This window comes from Sphaerisporangium sp. NPDC049003 (assembly GCF_043197795.1).
Lineage (GTDB): Bacteria > Actinomycetota > Actinomycetes > Streptosporangiales > Streptosporangiaceae > Sphaerisporangium.
Genome location: NZ_JBICTU010000047.1, coordinates 1 through 17488 on the forward strand (window position 1 = coordinate 1; position 17488 = coordinate 17488).

A 17488-nucleotide genomic window follows, 5' to 3' on the forward strand; every position below is an offset into this window, starting at 1 on the left:
CGTATGTGATGTTCACCTCGGGGTCGACGGGGGTGCCCAAGGGCGTCGCGGTGACCCACCACAATGTCGCCGCCTTCGCCGCCGACCGCCTCTGGTGGGGGCACGACCGGGTGCTGGCGCATTCCGCGCTCGCCTTCGACGCCTCCACCTACGAGTTGTGGGTGCCGCTGCTCAACGGCGGGACCGTGGTCGTGGCCCCACCCGGCCCGCTCGACGCCCCCGCCCTGGAACGGGCGGTGCGCCAGGAGCGGGTGTCCGGGGTGTTTCTGACGACCGGCCTGTTCAACGCACTGGCCGAGGAGTCGCCCGCCGTGCTGGCCGCCGTACCGGAACTGTGGCAGGGCGGTGAGGCGGCGTCTCCCGCTGCGGTGGAGCGGGTCGTCCTCGCCGGTGGCGTCGTCAACAACGGCTACGGTCCCACCGAGACGACGACGTTCGCGCTCTCCTACCGGGTGGCGGAACCGTCTTCAAGCGCCGTCCCCATCGGGGGTCCGCTCGACAACACACGTGCCTACGTCCTGGACGACAGGCTCCGCCCTGTGCCCACCGGCGTGCCCGGCGAGCTCTACATCGCCGGAGAGCACCTGGCCCGCGGCTACCTCGGCCGCCCGGACCTGACCGCCGAACGCTTCGTCGCCTGCCCTTACGGCGAACCCGGAACGCGCATGTACCGCACGGGCGACCTGGTACGGCGTCGCGGCGACGGGAACATGGAGTTCGTCGGCCGGGCCGACCAGCAGGTCAAGATCCGCGGTTTCCGCATCGAGCTCGGCGAGATCGAGACCACCCTCGCCCGGCACCCCGGCGTGGCCCAGATCGTGGTCCTGGCCAGGCAGGACCACCCCGGGGACAAGCGCCTGGTCGCCTACCTGGTCCCCGGCGACACCTCAGCACCGGAAACCGACCTCTCCGGCCAGGTGCGGCGCTTCGCCGAGGAGACGCTCCCCGCCTACATGGTTCCCTCCGCCTTCGTCGTCCTGGACGCCCTCCCGCTCAACCACAACGGCAAGGTCGACCGCCACGCCCTGCCCGCGCCCGTGTGGCAGGAGCCGGCCGCCGCGACGCACAGGCCCAGGACCGAGGCGGAGAAGCTGGTCGCGGAGGTCTGGGCCGAGGTGCTCGGGCTGGAGCGGGTCGGCGTGCACGACGACTTCTTCGGTCTCGGCGGCAACTCGCTGCTGGCCATCAGAGTCGCCGCCAAGGTCAGAGCGGCCGTCGACCTGGAGATCCCGGTCAACGCGGTCTTCACCCATCCCACGGTCGAAAAGCTGGCCGACACCGTCGAGGCGCTGCTGATCGCCGACATCGAAGGACAGATCCCGTAGTTCCCCCTCATGAAAGGAAGAAGTCCCGATGACCGAGCAGCTGTCGGAGCGCGCCGTCACTCTCACGGCCGACAAACGCGCCCTCCTGTCGCAGCGACTGCGCTCGCGAGCGGCGAGCACCACCGTCCGGCCCCGCGCCGCGGGGACCGAGCCGCCGCCGTCCAGCGGGCAGGAGCGGTTGTGGTTCATGGAGCAGTTCGCTCCGGGGAACGTCGCCTACACGCTCCCAGTGGCCATGCGCCTGAGGGGCGAACTGGAGGTCACGCTGCTGGAAAAGGCGCTGACGGCGCTGGTGACCAGGCACGAGGCCCTGCGGACGCGGTTCCCCACCACCCAGGACGGGCAGCCGAGGGTCGTCGTCGACGAGCCTGGGCCCGTCACGCTGAAGATCACCGAATCGGAGACCCCCGAGCGGGCGGCCGAGATCGTCGGCGAGGAGGCGATCCGGCCGTTCGACCTGGCGGCCGACGCGCTGCTGCGGGCGTCGCTGATCCGCATCGGGCCGGACGACCACGTGCTCCTGCTCGTCGTCCACCACATCGTAAGCGACGGCCAGTCGCTGGAGATCATGGTCGACGAGCTGCTCAAGCTGTACGGCGGGCTCCGCGAGGGCACGCCCGCAGCGCTGCCCGAACCGGCCGTCCAGTTCGGCGACTTCGCCGCCTGGGAGCAGGCGCGGCTGGCGGGGCCCTCCGTCGAGCCCGACGCCGCCTTCTGGCGCGAGCAGCTCGCCGGGCTGCCCGACCTGGAGCTGCCCACCGACCGGCCGCGCCCGGCCGAGCAGAGTTTCGACGGCGCTGTCCATGCCTTCACCTGGGACGCCGAACTGACCAGGGCCGTGCGCGACCTCGGCAGGGCACACACCGCCACGCTCTACATGACCCTGCTCGCGGCATACCAGGCGGTGCTCGCCCGGCACGCGGGCCAGGACGACTTCGCGGTGGGCTCACCGGTGGCCGGACGGCCCTACCAGGAGCTTGAGGGTGTGGTCGGCGCCTTCGTCAACATGGTGACCCTGCGCAGCCGTACCGGCGACGACCCGACCGTCGCCCAACACCTGCTCCGCACCAGGGAGACCGTGCTCGGCGCGCTCGCGCACCAGGACCATCCCTTCCACCGGGTCGTCAACGACCTGCGGAGGGAGCGGGACCCCAGCCGTTCGGCGATCTTCCAGGCGACTTTTGCGCTCGCCGACCAGGCGGTCCGCGCCACGACCGTGGCCGGGCTGGACATCAGCCCGTTCGATTCGCCGCTCGCGGTCACCCAGTTCGACCTGGCGCTGTACGTCAACGAGACCGACGAAGGATTGAGCGGCTTCTTCACCTACCGCACCGACCTGTTCGAGCCCGCGTCCGTCGAGCGCATCGAGCGCTCGATGCGGCTCTTCCTCCAAGGTGCCGTCGCCGACCACGACCACCGCTTGTCCGAGGTGTCGCTGCTCGACGAGGAGGAGCGCGAGTCGCTGCTCGGCGACTGGGCGGGCACCCGCACCTGGCGGCCCGCGCACCGCACGCTCGGCGAGATGGCCGAGGCCCAGGCGGCGCGGACCCCGGACGCGGTCGCCCTCGTCGCCGGGGAGCGCTCGCTCACCTTCGCCGAGCTGCACCGCCGGGCCAACCGGCTGGCCAGGCACCTGCGGGACTCCGGCGTCGGCCCCGACGCGCGCGTCGCGATCTGCCTGGACGGGACCGTGGACGCCGCGGTCGCGATCCTCGCGGTGCTCAAGGCGGGCGGCGCCTACCTGCCGCTCGACCCCGAGCAGCCACGTGACCGGCTGGAGTTCCTGCTCGCCGACTCGTCGGCCGTCGTGCTGATCACCGATTCGGCGCTGCGCGACCGGGCGGCCGGTTTCACCGGCACGGTCGTCGAGCTGGACCGGCTGGCCGACGAAGGCGACGACACGCCGCTGGAACCGCTCGCCGGCCCCGGCGACCTCGCCTACGTGATCTACACCTCCGGCACCACCGGGCGGCCCAAGGGCGTCGGCGTCCAGCACCGGCACATCGTGGCCTACCTGGAGTACATCCGCGAGGAATACGACATCGTGCCCGACGCCGCCTTCGGGCTGCTCCAGTCGCTCGCCTTCGATTTCAGCATGCTGATGTTCTACCTGCCGCTCACCAACGGCGGCACCCTCTACCAGCTGCCCCGCCGCGGCTCCGCGCCCGAGCTGGCCGACGCCGTGCCGCGCCTCGACTACCTGAAGATGACGCCCTCTCACCTCGCCGCACTGGGCGCGGAGGTGGAGCCCGAGCGGCTGCTGCCGCGCCGCGCGCTCGTCCTGGCCGGCGAGGCGTCGCCGACCGCCTGGGTCCGCGATCTGGCCTCCCGCGCGGGCTGCGCGATCTTCAACAGCTACGGCCCCACCGAGACGGTCGTCGCGGTGACCACCGAGCGGGTGGACCCCCAGGCGCCCGCGGCCGGTACGGCCTGGCCCATCGGCCGCCCGCTCCCCGACGCCCGCGTCTACGTGCTGGACCAGGCGCTGCGCCTGGTGCCGCCGGGTGTCGCGGGCGAGCTCTACATCGGCGGCGACACCATGGCCCGCGGCTATCTCGGCCGCCCCGCACTGACCGCCGAGCGCTTCGTCGCCGACCCGTACGGCGCGGCCGGAGCACGCATGTACCGCACGGGCGACCTGGTCCGCAGGCTCGACGACGGGCGGCTGGAATTCCTCGGCCGCACCGACCACCAGGTGAAGATCCGCGGCTACCGGGTGGAACTCGGCGAGGTCGAGGCCGCGCTCGGCACGCTCCCCGGAGTCGTCCAGGGCGTCGTGGACCTGCGCGGCGACCACCTCGTCGCCTGGCTGGAGAAGGAGCCGGGCGCGCAGGAGTCCCCGGTGTCCGAGCTGCGGGCGAACATGCTCGACCGGCTGCCCGACTACATGGTCCCCGGGCGTTTCGCCTGGCTCGACCGCTTCCCGCTCCAGGCCCACGGCAAGGTGGACCGCAGGGCTCTGCCGGACCCCGAACCCGAGCGGCTGGACCAGCGGCCCGGCTACACCGCCCCGGCCGACCCGACCGAGGAGGCCATCGCCACGATCTGGGCGGGCGTCCTCGACCTCGAACGGGTCGGCACCGGCGACAACTTCTTCGACCTCGGCGGCCACTCGCTGCTGGCGACCCAGGTCGTGGCGAGAATGCGCAAGGCCTTCCCCGAGAGCAGGCCGCCGATCGGCGTGCTGGAGATGTTCCAGCACCCCACGGTCGCCGAGCTCGCCAGGCTCGTCACCGAACGCCAGGGCGAGACGGCCGCCCCCCGCCGGATGCTGGCCGAGCTGACTCGCCCGATCGATCCGAAGAACCGGGTCGGCTCCGTCATCTGCGTGCCGTACGGCGGCGCCAACGCGGTCGTCTACCAGACGCTCGCCGACGCGATGCCCGCCGGCTACTCCCTCTACGCGGTCGCCGCCCCCGGACGTGAGCCGGGCGAGGAGGAACAGCTCTCCTTCGAGGATGTGGCGGCGCTCTGCGTCGAGGAGATCGCCGAGCATCTCCGGGGCCCGATCGTGATCTACGGGCACTGCGCCCCCGGCAGCGCGCTGGCCGTGGAGCTGGCCCGGCGCATGGAGGCGTCGGGACGCGAGCTGGATGCCCTCTACCTGGGCGGCATCTTCCCCTTCGCCCGGCCCCGGGGCCGCTTCCTCGGCCCGCTGAGCAAACTGATCAGTGACCGGCTGTACGGCACCCGCACGATCGCGGCCGAGCTGCGGGCGCTCGGCGGCGACATGACGGGCCTCGACGAGGAGCAGGTGGCCTTCACCGTCGAGCTGATGCGCCGGGACGGCCGGATGGCCGAGGAGTACTTCACCCGGATCCTGGGGACCGAGCAGCCCCGGCTGAGAGCGCCGATCATCTCGGTCGTCGGCGAGCGCGACCCGAGCACCGAGTTCTACCAGGAGCGCTTCAAGGAGTGGTGCTTCCTGTCCGACTCCTCGTCGCTGGTCGTCATAGACGAGGCCGGGCACTTCTTCCCCAAGTATCGCGCCGACGAGCTCGCCCAGATCCTCACCGGCACCCACACCGCCGACGCGGCCTGGCGGGAGGCGCACTCGCGCGAGGCGGGCGGCACCTGGTGGCTCCAGGACAGCGTGGAGCGGCGGGCCGTGCGGGAGGAGCGCGAGCCGAGCATGCGCCGGTTCCTGCCCGTCGCGCTGGGGCAGCTCGTCTCGCTCACCGGGTCGGCCCTCACCGAGTTCGCGGTGCCGATCTGGATCTACACGATCACCGGGTCACTGGCCCACTTCGGGCTCATCGCCCTGCTCGCCCTGGTGCCGGGCATCATCGTGGCCCCGCTGGCGGGCGCGGTGGTCGACCGCTACGACCGGCGGCGGGTGATGATCGCCGGCGACCTGGTGTCGGGAGTCACACAGGCGGTGATGCTCACGCTGCTGCTGACCGACCGGCTCTCGGTCGGCCCGCTCTACGCGCTGATAGCCGTCGTCTCGGTCTCCGTGACGTTCCAGCGGCTCGCCTACCAGGCGTCGATCCCGCAGCTGGTGCCCAAACGCTACCTCGGGCACGCCAACGGCATCGTGCAGCTCGCGATCGGCACCGCCCAGTTCCTGGTCCCCCTCATCGCGGTCGGCCTGCTCGCCTCGATCGGGCTGGAGGGCATCCTGACCATCCAGGTGGCGGCCTACACCTTCGCCATCGTCGTGGTCCTGTTCGTCAAGTTCCCCACCACGCTGGGGCTGCGCCGCCGTGAGCCGATCTCGGCCGAGATCGCAGGCGGCTTCCGCTTCTCGCTGGGACACCGGAGCTTCCGCGGCATGCTGTTCTTCTTCGCCGGCGTGAACCTCTTCCTGGCTCCCATGTTCGTCATGGTCTCGCCGCTCGTCCTCTCCTTCGCCCCGCTTCAGGCGGCCGGCGCGGTCGCGGTCGCGGCCGGGGCGGGCGCGATCACCGGCGGCGTCGTCATGAGCCTGTGGGGCGGCCCGACCCACCGCAGGCTGCGCGGCGTGATCGCCGCGACGATGCTGATGGCGGTCGCCGGCGTGCTGACTGGACTGCGGCCCAGCCTCTGGCTGATCGGCGTCGGCGCCTTCGGCATGTCCTTCGCGCTGGCCCTGATCAACGGCACGATCATGACGATCATCCAGGTGAAGGTGCCGCACCGCTTCCAGGGGCGGATCATCGCGGTCAACACCATGATCGCCGCAGCCACCGTGCCGATCGGCTTCGGCGTCATCGCCCCCCTCGCCGGCCCGCTCCTCGATCCGCTGCTGGCCGTGGGCGGCCCGCTCGCGGACACCCTCGGCGCGATCATCGGCACCGGGCCGGGGCGCGGGATCGGGCTTCTCTACCTGCTGTGCGGGCTCTGCATGGCGCTGCTCGTGCTCGCCGCCACCCGGATCGGGACCCTGGCGCGCTTCGACGACGAGGTGCCCGACGCCAAGCCCGACGACCTCATCGGCATCGAAGAGCTGGAAAGGACCCACGCATCGTGAACACCACCACCATCGCCTGGGAGATCAGGGAGGGCAGGCCCGCTGCGGCCGACGCCCAGGGCTCGGACCTGGGCGAGACCTGCGACTGGCTGCGGGAGAACCGTGAGGCCATCCGTGCGGGCCTGGACGAGCACGGCGCCCTCTACCTGCGAGGGCTGCCGGTGAAGGGCGTGGAGGACTTCGCCGAGGTACGCGACGCCCTGATCGCCAAACTCGCCGGATATGTCGAGAAGGCCACCCCGCGCAGCCACTTCGGCAAGGACGTCTACTCCTCCACCGACCTGCCGCCGTCCCAGACGATCCGCCCGCACAACGAGAACAGCTACGCGCTCAGCTTCCCCGGGCTGCTGATGTTCGGCTGCCTGATCGCCCCCGACGAGGGGGGCGCGACCCCGGTGACCGACGTGCGCAAGGTGCTGAGAAGCATCCCGGAGCCGCTGGCCGACCGGTTCCGCGCGCACGGCTGGTCCCTGGTGCGCAACTACGGCGACCACATCAGCCTCGGCTGGCGCACCGCATTCGGCACCGAGGACAGGGACGAGGTCGCCGCCTACTGCGCGGAGAACCACATCGCCCACGAGTGGGTCGGCGGCGACCAGCTGCGCACCGTGCAGCGCCGCTCGGCGACCATCCGTCACCCAGGAACCGGCGAGGAGGTCTGGTTCAACCACACGGTCTTCTGGAACGAGTGGGCGCTCGACCCGGAGATCCGTGAGGTGTTCCTGGAGGACCTGGGCCACGACAACCTGCCTTTCAACACCGCCTACGGCGACGGCGAGCCGATCTCCAGGGAGGACGTGGAGACCATCGACGCGGCCTACCGCCAGGCGACGGTCAGGGAGACATGGCGGCCGGGTGACATTCTGATCGTCGACAACATCCTCGCCGCCCACGCCCGCGAGTCCTTCAAGGGGCCCCGCAAGATCGTGGTCACCATGGGCGACCCGGTCCCCCTGGACACCTGCGCCCCGACCGTCCAGCCGCAGGCCGGCTTCGCCAAGGCCACGGCCGGGGTGGGAGTGGGGACCAGGGAGGCCGCCAAGCCTGCGAAGGCGCGCCGCTGGTTCGGCCGCCGCTCCTGACCCGCCGCTCCTGACCCGCCGCTCCTGGCACTCCGGCCGTACGGCGGATCCGTCCCGGCCCGCCCGGCCCCTCATCCTGGGGTACGGCTGCCCGGTGGCAATCCCCTCGAACCGTAGAGGCGGCGTTCGAGGACGCGGACAGACAACCACGGGCTCCTGGCCGCTGAGCTGCTTAGACAACACCTCAGCTACCGGGAGCCCGCTCCCATTCACGGGTCAACGACCCGAAAATGACCACACCCCGGCGGTCTCCTGACTCGAACCTCGACGCCAAATCCCTTTGTCAGCAGGCTCTTAGGCCGCCTCCTTCTTGTGCCGCGCAGCGGCCTTGCGCGCTTTGGCGGCCTGCTTCTTCTCCCGTGTGAGGTCGGGTCTGTCCAGCCAACGGCTCTGTCTCTCTTTCGGCTCTGTCGCAGATTCGGTGGTGACGAAAGGTTCGGCTGCGTCACAGTGAGTCATGCTTGATCTTGATGAGCTTGTGAGCGTGATCTTTTCGGGGTTGTCGCCGCTGGTGGTGGAGGACGTAGTGGACGAGGGTGAGCGGATCCGAGTGCGGGCGCGAACTCCGGACGGGTCGGTCGCCTGCTCGGGGTGCGGGGCTGAGACCGCGCGGGTGCACGGCTATCACGACCGGACCGTTGCTGATGTCCCGGTCGATGCACGCCGTGTGCTGGTGGTGGTGCAGGTTCGCCGCCTGGTCTGCCCGACGCGTGGCTGCCGCCAGACCTTCCGCGAACAACTGCCCGGCGTACTGGAGCGTTACCAGCGGCGCACCCCGCGTCTGACCTCGCAGATCGGTGCGGTGGTCCGCGAACTGGCTGGACGAGCCGGCGTGCGCGCTTTATCCGCTCTGGCTGTTGGCCTGTCCCGGCACACCGCGCTGCGCCTTCTGCTGCGCATGCCTTCGCCCCAGTCTCGGGTGCCCCGTGTACTGGGAGTGGATGACTTCGCGCTGCGCCGGCGTCACCGCTACGCCACCGTGCTGATCGACGCCCAAACGCGCGAGCGTATCGACGTTTTGCCCGGCCGCACCGCCGATGTCCTGGAGGCCTGGCTTCGTGCTCATCCCGGAGTGCAGGTGGTGTGCCGGGACGGCTCAGGCGCCTACGCCGAAGCCGTCCGCCGCGCGCTACCGCAAGCTGTCCAGGTCACCGACCGCTGGCATCTATGGCACGGCCTGGGTGAGGCCGTCGCGAAAGAAGTAGCCGGACACAGTGCCTGCTGGGCCAAGGCCGGACCGCCGATACAGGACGGCAAGCGCGCCAAAACCACCCGCGAGCGCTGGCACCAGGTCCACGACCTGCTCGGCAAAGGCGTCGGCCTGCTGGAATGTGCCCGCCGGTTGAACGTGTCCCTCAACACCGTCAAACGCTACGCCCGCGTGGCCGAGCCCGAACGCCTGCAACGCGCCCCGCAATACCGGCCTACCCTCGTCGACCCCTACCGCGACCACCTCCGGCGCCGCCGATCCGACGACCCCGCAGTCCCCGTCCTGCACCTGTTCAACGAGATCAAAGCCCTCGGCTACCAGGGCAGCTTCAACCTCCTCTACCGCTACATCACCCAAGGCCGTGTCGAAGCCGACCGCCTGCCCATCTCACCCCGCCGCCTTGCTCGCCTTGTGCTCACCCGGCCCGACAACCTCAAGGACGAGCACCGCCGCTTGCTGCACGACCTCACCACCGCCTGCCCAGAGATGATCGACCTGGCCGAGCTCGTGCGCGGCTTCGCCGACCTGTTGCGGCCACACGAGGGCAACGCCGAGCGTCTCACCGCGTGGATCACCACCGCCCGAACCGCCGATCTGCCTCACCTGCACGCCTTCATCCGAGGCCTCGACCACGACAGCGATGCCGTCCGCGCGGCCGTCACCTTGCCCTTTCATAACGGCGGCACCGAAGGCGTCAACACGAAGACCAAGCGCATCATGCGCCAGATGCACGGCCGGGCCAGCTTCGCGTTGCTCCGCCACCGCATTCTCTTGGCCTAACCCTCCGTCACCACCGAAAGAGAGACAGAGCCGAAGACTGTACAGTCCCGGGATGGGCCCGGAGGGACCGAAGACCGCTGTACTCGAGTCCTCATTCAATTAGTTTCGAACGCCATGGGCGGTTTATGTATCCCTTACTGTCACGAGAAATTCTTCGCCGGGCAGATGTATGACCGAAATCTATCTTGACATAGTCAGCCATTGCAATGAGAGGCGTTCCGTAGTATTCACTGGCAAAGCGATTGAGCACTCCGTCTCTGGTCAACAGTGGCGCACCGACATTCAGGGCGGTTGCAAGAACCAGGATGTCATTCAAAGTGTTGCGAAAGTCGCCCTTAGGTGAAAACCTCGCCCGAAATTTGCGAAACAGCTCGACAACGTCAGGGACGACTTTGCTCGTGGCGGCAATGCATCTAATCGAGTGCTGTGTCAGAAATTCAAAATACCGCAGAGCAACATCTCTGCGATGCTTGTCTAGATGGCGAGTGCAGTAGAGCAGCAGGTCAACCTCTTGGCTATTGATAAGTAGCGATATTGCAAGGTGGCCATACTCGACGACACTGAGCTCGTTCTCACCTAGGTAGAGCGGCAGCAAATCTGTAGATTGCTTGCGCGGCGGGTGATGCTTTGGCCTAGAGCTAGCTAATTCTCGAATTCTGATACTAGGCACTGGGATATAATATGCAACGTCACCTTCTTCTTTGTCCCAGGTGCGAAGAAGCTCGTGCGCTGTCGCTGAGGCAATGAGTCGGCCCTCTACAGCCGGAACATCGATCTTTCCCTTTAGTGCATAGGAAATGATCTGCGTGTCAAGAAACTCTCGCTTCCCACTCCCTTGGTCCGCGACGCCTTCGGCATTCTGGTCAACCGCATCAGAATCGAACTCCACAAGAACCTCCTCTGGCCGAAAAATTGGCCAGCAATGGCACCTGTCAAATACATTACTGGACTCCACTATCAAGTGGGTCCGGGGACGGGACACTCGGGACAGTACAGCACGATGATCTGCCGAATTGTTCTTGTGAGTATCAAGGCGGCAGCGCTCCGCGCCGCCGCACGGCCCGCCGCCCGCCCGCCGTCCGGGCGTGCGGCGTGGGCGCCGGTCCCGAACGGCGGCGGGACTCAGGGCCGCCCGCCGTACACAGCACTCGCCGCACCAAACCTCACCCGCCGACCAGGGGCGCGCAGCCGCACATATGCAGGACTCACGATCGCCAGGCTGTGGCCGGCCACCGTACCGAGTGGGGGGCGATCGAAGGTCCGGGACTTCGTTCCTCAGCCCCGGCCCACCGAGCCGCAAAGTGGCCGAAACGTACGTCCGCTCGCTACCAGTACTACTGATCTGAGATTCTTCCATAGCGCAACAGAGCACGGCCCGCGAGAATCATCGCATGGAGCTCGCGACCTCCAATCCACATAGTATCGCTACCTCTGCGTCGAACAATATGAAAAGCGCGACCTTTAGTCTTGCCCTTAATGAGCCCTCCTTCCACGATGAAAGGCTTATCCTCCTCTTTTTGAGTGGGGATTAGGATGCAGAGCACCTCCCCTCCACTTATTTCCACCGACTCAATCCGAAGACGGTCAATAGGGGGATGGACGCGACCATTGACTACGTCCCGATACCGCTTGGCTCTACCCGGATCCGATGGCAGGGGGTGGATTTTCTTCAGATTTTCTACGTCTCCGACCTGCTTAGTCTCTATGCCGATCACTATCAGCCCGCCAACCTCAGCGTTAGCGAAGCTAGCCACGTCCTGAGCCAGTTCGATCTTCCACTGCGCTTCGGGCTTGTTTTGCAGGTCATAGGCCGAGCGTTTGACTTCAAGCGTTTGAGATTCGTCGCGCCCCAAAAGGTCGGCGACATTTCCTGAAGAGGCAAGCTGGAAAGCGACTTCGGGTACTGCAATCGCCTCGTCCGTGAAGAAGGCAGCGTAGCTCATTTCCCTACGCGCTCTATATATATCGGCTATCGTGATAGCGGGAGACTCGACTAAAGCATGAATCTCCCAATGTCTTGAGCCGTCGCGAACTTCCTCATCCTTGGTGAAATCTTCGCTCATACTTTCGACCTCGACAAGACGGAGGCCGTAACGCATCAACACAGGAGTGACTATACTTCTTAGATTCCGGTGCATCATCCCCGGTAGCGTAGATAATATAAAGAGGGCTACGATTTTGGACTCCGAATAGAAATCCACGTAGACGCCCGTAGCCTCATCCCATGGCGCTTTTCCGCCATCATCGTTGAACCTAACCGAATCGATAGGGGTATCGGAAGTTTCCGTCCAATCATTTTGGGGGTGGGTGCGATAAAACTCTTGCGCTCTGGAAATCGTCTGAGATGCTAGGGTGCTTATTCTTGCAGGACAATACCCTATATCATCAAATTCTAGCTCTATATCGAGATGAGAGGTTCCGTTGATCGTGTATCCATCAACGACAAGTGTTTTAGATTTCGCCAGTCCGCCCATGAACCCCATCATGCCTTCGTAGCTTGATCTAATTCAAGGCTTTCTCCCATCCCATGGCCGCAAGGCGTCAGCAAAGGGCTTCGACCTCAGATGGCAGCGGGGCGGTGATTGGTAGCCGCCATGTCCAATCACCAGGAGGTAACCGAGTCGCTGCCTCCCTGTTGCGCAGGAGTGAGGACGGTCTCCAGTGCTATCCAGCCTCCCGGCGTCGTGCCCGATCGCCTATGGCCTGGCACACCAAGCCATACCCCTGCGGGGAGGGGCGGCGCAATGCCGGAGACTGTCATTGATGAGACTACCGCCGTGCCCGTGGCGTGCCCGATGGGACGGGAAACAAGGGGGAACAGCGGGGAGTCACGGGGAACGCGATCAGTGCGCTGAGCTACGTCTTCGCTGGTCCAGCAAGATTGGTAGGCATCTTTGCAAGCAGGGTGTCAGCGGTTCGAATCCGCTAGGCTCCACTCGTGCGCTGTGATGGACGATGACCAAAGTCTGGCCCAAGTATTAGGGGGTTGACATTGGCAGTCACATTCGTACGCAGAGTCGTTGGGCGGGATGTGTAGAAGTGGTGCAAATAGCGTGAAACTCCTGCTTGGTCTGTAGCGGCTCAGGGAGGACGGCCGGGACACTTTGCCCGTGCCGATGTCTCAACTGAAGTCCGCCCGCTGGTCCAAGTGGACCGTCCTCATGGCCACCTTCGGATGGATCTTCCTGATCGCCGCCAACTACCTGCAGATCCCGCTCTACAGGCAGATCTGGTTGTTCAGCTGGCTGGTCAACACGTTCGGCTGGGTATGGGCTTGCCTCTGGACCTTCACTGCAGTCATCTCGTACCTCTCGGTCCAGACGTACGCGCGAGCAGCGATCGCATTGATCATCGCCATAACGCTTGGGGCGGTTATCTGGAGAGTCGATTGGCGAACCACGTTCATCGACAGCACGCTGCGACTTCACCAGGGAAGCTTCGCCGAGCTCGCCGCTGCTTATCGGGAGGGGAGGCCTCTCGCCCCTCCCTGGTGGATGAAGTACCTATCGGTCGACGGAGAAGTCCAGGCGCAGAATCACGGGCTCTATCTGCCGATCTACGTGGATGAGTGGAGATCAGAGATCGGGTCGGGTCTCGCTTACTTTCCGAGCCGGCCCAGCAACGACTTCCTGATCCAGACTGCCGAAGGGGACGTGGGCCGACCGATCCGCGACCTGGGGAATGGCTGGTGGTGGGTGGAGTAAGCCTCGGAGCCGGCAGCAGAGCGCGGTGGCGTCGTCGAAGGTCTTGCCGCGTGGCGATCGCGTGCCTTGCGGGTCTGAGTGTTCGGCAGCGTGGGGCCTCGCCCTGGGGATCAGCACAAGGAAGACGGGGAGGACCAGGGGACTGCGGACTACTGCAACGCGTACTGCAACGGCCCCACACAGCCGCTCACGATCACCACCGCCCGACACCACTTCGGAGCAGGACACAAGCTTCTGATCACGTACCGGATGGTTCTGATAAGGAAGCGGTCAGTTCATCACGTCGTGCCCGTTGCGTGCCCGTCAGCAGAGGGATCAAGGGGGACTTACAGGGAGCCACGGGTACTCATCCCACTCCCCCGCAGGTCAGCGTTCTGCCTGGTCAGCGGCCATGGCGCGTAGAGACTTCCCAAGCTGACGGCGCGGGTTCGATCCCCATCACCCGCTCCACCTGGGCCCTGACCCTAGCCCACCCTTCTGGCGGGTGGGACGACGGCGACAGGATGATCAGGCAGGCGGGGGCCGTCGCCGCGTGAGCTGTCCTGGCTCTTCCAACGCGCTCCGATACATCAACCCAGGCGCACACCGGCTCACTCACCCACACGTCAGCGACCACTCCAAGCCAAGGTAAGACGATGACGCGGAGGTCGACGATCACGGTGCCTACTCCTGAAAACGGAAGGTCCCAACCGCGGGGGTTGCAGTTTGGGTTGCAGTTCAGGGTGGTCCAGAGATGTTCAGGGCAGACCGCGCGTACCCGCTGACCTGCATTGAACCGTCTGGAACCATGATCGTCCGAGCTTTTAATCCGTACGTTCAGGGTTCGAGTCCCTGGCGGCCCACCAGCGAAAACACCCTCGGATTGACCTTCGTCCGAGGGTGTTTGCTAACACTTCTGCTAACACTGGCCTACGGGGCCGGCTTCAGCGCTTGGGCGAAGACGTCAGCCGCCGACGCGTCAGCCGCCGACGCTTCAGCCGATCGGATCACGTGGGCGTAGACCCTGAGCGTGATCGCAGGGTCGGCATGACCGAGGCGCGCGGCCACCACATGCACCGGCACGCCGGCCAGGAGAAGCGTCGTCGCGTGGACGTGGCGGAGGTCGTGCAGCCGGGCGAACGGCAGCGCCTGTCCCTTAGACGCGGCGTTGTAGGCCTTCACAAGGTCCCTGATGAGCTGGGTGACGGTGTCGGGATAGATCGGCCGTCCGAGGCCCGTCGTGAAGACGTGAGGATCCTTGTCTTCGGCCCACTCATTTCACCTGGCTGAACGGCTCCTTTCGCCTTCACGGTCAAGCTCCCAGGCAGGAGACGCACGCTCAGGCTCTCAGCAGTAACCGCCAGGAACTCGAGAATCGGCGTCTCTGCCTGGTCGAGCGGTCGTGGGGGGGGGGGGGGGGCCCGCGCCCCCCCCCCCCCCCCCCCGCCGGGCCCCCCCCCCCCCCCCCCCGCCGCCCGGGGGGGGGGGGGAACGCGGCGGGCGGGGGGGGGGTGGGGCGGGTGGGTCGTGGTCGGCGGAGGGGGTGTGGCCGGGGGGGTCGTGGCTCTGTGGGGCGGGGGGGGGGGGGGGGGGGGGGGGGGGGGGGGGGGGGGGGGGCGCCCCCCCCCCCCCCCCCCCCCCACGCCGTCTCCGCCGGCGGGCCGACCTCCCGGCGATCAGCCTCCGTGCTCGAAGGGAATCGCCGGGACTCGGTGGGGGAAATGCCGCGCTGGAGAATGCGCGGCACCGCCTGGTCAGGAACGGGCCAGGGTGAAGCGCCCGCTCCCACTCTTCTGGATCACTATCACGGCGTAGGTGCCGGTCACGCTCGGCGTCACGGTGAGGCGTTCGGCTATGCCCGGCCCCTTGCCGAAGGCGCCCTTCGCGTCGGATCTCGGCCTCGCCCACTTGGCGGAGTTGGGCGCCATCGTGAAGACGTCGAGGTCCTGGCCATCCAGCGGGGTGACGGTGAAACTCACCGGAGTGTTCGCGGTGAGGTCCGCCGTGCGGATCTCGACGACGTCGGCCGACTCCATGGACAGCTGGGTGGAGGTTCGCGGCGCGAGCGAGCCCTCCGACTCGGCGAACTCGACGAGGTAGGACTCCGTGGCGTCAGGCCCCAGGGCCCAGGCCACGTGGCTCCGTGGACCGGACGCGGCGTCGACGGCGATGAAGTCCGGCTGATCACTGCCGGGCAGTCTGCTCGAAACGTTCTCCGCGCTGGTCTCGGACTTGAACATGGTCACGTTGACGTCGTTGGCCGGATTCTCCACGGTAAGCGCGGCCACCACCGACCAGGTGGGCCGTGTGGTGGTGATGGAGTAGGAAGCGTTCGGACGGTTGAGCTCGACCCTGTCCAGCAGCGGTTCGTAGAACAGGCCATCGATGGTGTTCTGGTAGAGGGTGGCCAGCACGTTCGACTTCCCTCCCGGCGTGGGCACCACCGCCAACAGAGCGTTCTTGAACTCCACGACGGTGTTCGGCTTCGTCGCCGTGACAACGGAGACGATCTTTTCCGGGCCCTCCGAGGACAGGTCCCAGTAGATCTCGTTCCTCGGGTCATCGTCGGCGAGGTCTATCAACGCGCCGGCCACCCGGCCCTCGACTTCGGGTCCGTCGATCACCACCCACCCGGGACTGTTCCACGTGGGGCTTTCCAGGTCGACCGGCGGGTCCAACGGCCCCCAGCGGTAGTGGGTCTCCCCGTATGTCTGGAGCGCCACCCAGTCGGCCCACCCCTCCGTCCAGGCGCACCCCTGCGAGGTGATCTTCTCAAGCCAGTGGTTGGCACAGGAGGGATTCGCCGGGAACACGTCCGCGTAGACGTAGTCCATGATGAAGTGGCCGAGCTCGTGGGCCACGGTCATGTTCTCGAGCTGATGCTGCGCGCTCAGGTAGATGGTGTCGTTGTTGGTACTGTAATAGGCGCTAGGGATCATGTCGTAAGGGGCCCACATGATGGCCGCCGGGCGGCAGGGTGAAGCGCCGGCGACCCAGCAGCCTCCGGGGTTCCCTGCCCAGCCGGTGTACGCCTTCCAGGTGTCGTACGCGGCCGCGAAGATCCGGAACCAGCCCTCGGCCTTGCTTCCGGGCGTGGAAAGGTAGTCGATGACCGTGTCCCTGGTGCCCGCCTCGACATCGGGAGTGACCGGCGTCTGGAACGAGTGGGTGACCGTGGTCGTCGGATCCGCGACCGCCCAGTAGTCGTTGTAGGCGTGGCCGACCACGTAAATGCCCTGACCGACATCGCGTCCAGCGAAGCACAACTCGTAGTCGCCCTGGTCGTCCGTCAGGCCGCGGGCCAGGATTTTGTCCCCACCCACGTCGTCCTTGCCCACGGCGTTCATCCGGATCTTGGGCACACCCCGGATGGCGCCACCGACCGTCAGGTACGTGATCCTGCCCCGCACGCAGGTGTCCGGGTCCGCCGCGACCCCCACCGCACGCGGAGGGGCGGTGGACGCGGGTCGTGCCCCGCCGAAGAAGGACGTCTCCTTCCCGACGGTGAGGTAGGCCAGCGCCTCGCTACCCGGGCCGGGCCGCCCGTCGCTGACGTGGACGTTGACGGCGGCCGGGCCCGGCTCGGTGGCCAGCACCGTGCCGACGTACCTCGCCCGCTCGTTCTTCCGCATCGGGCCGGTACGGCTCGCGCGGTCCAGGCGAGTGCGCCCGATCGTCGCGGGGCCCCGGCTCATCCCATCAGGCGGGCTCACCCAACGCAGGTTTCCGGGCAGGTCCGTCACCACCCGCACGTCAGCCGCCTTCTCCTTGGCGGTGACCGTGACGGTCAGCGTGGCGGTCTGCCCCACGGCCGGGGCCCGGTCGAGGACCGCGGTGACGGCGAAGCAGTCACCGGGCACGCACCGCTCCGCGGCGGCGCGGCCGGACACGGTCTCCGCCTGGGCCGCCACCCCTCCGGTGGCAAGGCCGGTGGCCAACAACACCACCATCAATAA

8 protein-coding genes, 1 tRNA gene and 1 pseudogene are annotated in these 17488 nt (G+C 67.2%); 6 read left to right on the plus strand and 4 right to left on the minus strand.

The annotated features are described in order from the left end of the window. The 4 genes from ACGFIV_RS33640 to ACGFIV_RS33655 all read left to right on the plus strand — a co-directional run. Window positions 1-1325 (plus strand): amino acid adenylation domain-containing protein (locus tag ACGFIV_RS33640; RefSeq protein ID WP_392839043.1); only part of this gene is annotated, 1325 nt, incomplete at its 5' end. Window positions 1326-1353: 28 nt separating this feature from the next. Then, on the plus strand, window positions 1354-6777 hold the full coding sequence (locus ACGFIV_RS33645; RefSeq protein ID WP_392839045.1) for an amino acid adenylation domain-containing protein: 5424 nt from the start codon (window positions 1354-1356) through the stop codon (window positions 6775-6777). Then, window positions 6774-7859: a TauD/TfdA family dioxygenase gene (locus ACGFIV_RS33650; protein ID WP_358559941.1), complete on the plus strand. Its 1086-nt coding sequence runs from the start codon at window positions 6774-6776 to the stop codon at window positions 7857-7859. The genes ACGFIV_RS33645 and ACGFIV_RS33650 overlap by 4 nt, the downstream gene beginning before the upstream one ends. A 457-nt stretch (window positions 7860-8316) precedes the next feature. Beyond that, the gene (locus ACGFIV_RS33655) at window positions 8317-9849 is read left to right on the plus strand and encodes an ISL3 family transposase (protein ID WP_392839047.1); all 1533 of its coding nucleotides are present in this window, start codon (window positions 8317-8319) and stop codon (window positions 9847-9849) included. Window positions 9850-9940: 91 nt separating this feature from the next. On the opposite strand, the gene ACGFIV_RS33660 is transcribed toward ACGFIV_RS33655, so the two are convergent. Both ACGFIV_RS33660 and ACGFIV_RS33665 read right to left on the minus strand, forming a co-directional pair. After that, a complete protein-coding gene (locus ACGFIV_RS33660; protein ID WP_392839049.1) occupies window positions 9941-10738 on the minus strand; it encodes a hypothetical protein in 798 nt (265 codons plus the stop codon). 445 nt (window positions 10739-11183) lie between these two features. Further along, on the minus strand, window positions 11184-12323 hold the full coding sequence (locus tag ACGFIV_RS33665; RefSeq protein ID WP_392839051.1) for a helix-turn-helix domain-containing protein: 1140 nt from the start codon (window positions 12321-12323) through the stop codon (window positions 11184-11186). Between the two features lie 687 nt (window positions 12324-13010). On the opposite strand from ACGFIV_RS33665, the gene ACGFIV_RS33670 reads away from it, so the two are divergent. Together ACGFIV_RS33670 and ACGFIV_RS33675 are read left to right on the plus strand one after the other, a co-directional pair. Next, window positions 13011-13553: a hypothetical protein gene (locus ACGFIV_RS33670; RefSeq protein ID WP_392839053.1), complete on the plus strand. Its 543-nt coding sequence runs from the start codon at window positions 13011-13013 to the stop codon at window positions 13551-13553. Window positions 13554-14260: 707 nt separating this feature from the next. Next, window positions 14261-14398, plus strand: a tRNA-OTHER gene (locus ACGFIV_RS33675). 64 nt (window positions 14399-14462) lie between these two features. Here ACGFIV_RS33675 and ACGFIV_RS33680 read toward each other — a convergent pair. Next, window positions 14463-14780: pseudogene (locus ACGFIV_RS33680) on the minus strand (tyrosine-type recombinase/integrase); the annotation flags it as partial. A gap of 506 nt (window positions 14781-15286) precedes the next feature. Continuing rightward, window positions 15287-17482 (minus strand): hypothetical protein, encoded by a 2196-nt coding sequence (locus ACGFIV_RS33685; protein ID WP_358560396.1) that lies wholly within the window; start codon window positions 17480-17482, stop codon window positions 15287-15289. Between the last annotated feature and the right edge of the window lie 6 nt (window positions 17483-17488).

What these genes read in the sequence shown, in the direction of transcription:
- ACGFIV_RS33685 (WP_358560396.1), bottom strand. Translation starts at nt 17,482, where the DNA reads ATGGTGGTGTTGTTGGCCACCGGCCTTGCCACCGGAGGGGTGGCGGCC.
- ACGFIV_RS33665 (WP_392839051.1), bottom strand. Translation starts at nt 12,323, where the DNA reads ATGGGCGGACTGGCGAAATCTAAAACACTTGTCGTTGATGGATACACG.
- ACGFIV_RS33655 (WP_392839047.1), top strand. Translation starts at nt 8,317, where the DNA reads ATGCTTGATCTTGATGAGCTTGTGAGCGTGATCTTTTCGGGGTTGTCG.
- ACGFIV_RS33645 (WP_392839045.1), top strand. Translation starts at nt 1,354, where the DNA reads ATGACCGAGCAGCTGTCGGAGCGCGCCGTCACTCTCACGGCCGACAAA.
- ACGFIV_RS33670 (WP_392839053.1), top strand. Translation starts at nt 13,011, where the DNA reads ATGGCCACCTTCGGATGGATCTTCCTGATCGCCGCCAACTACCTGCAG.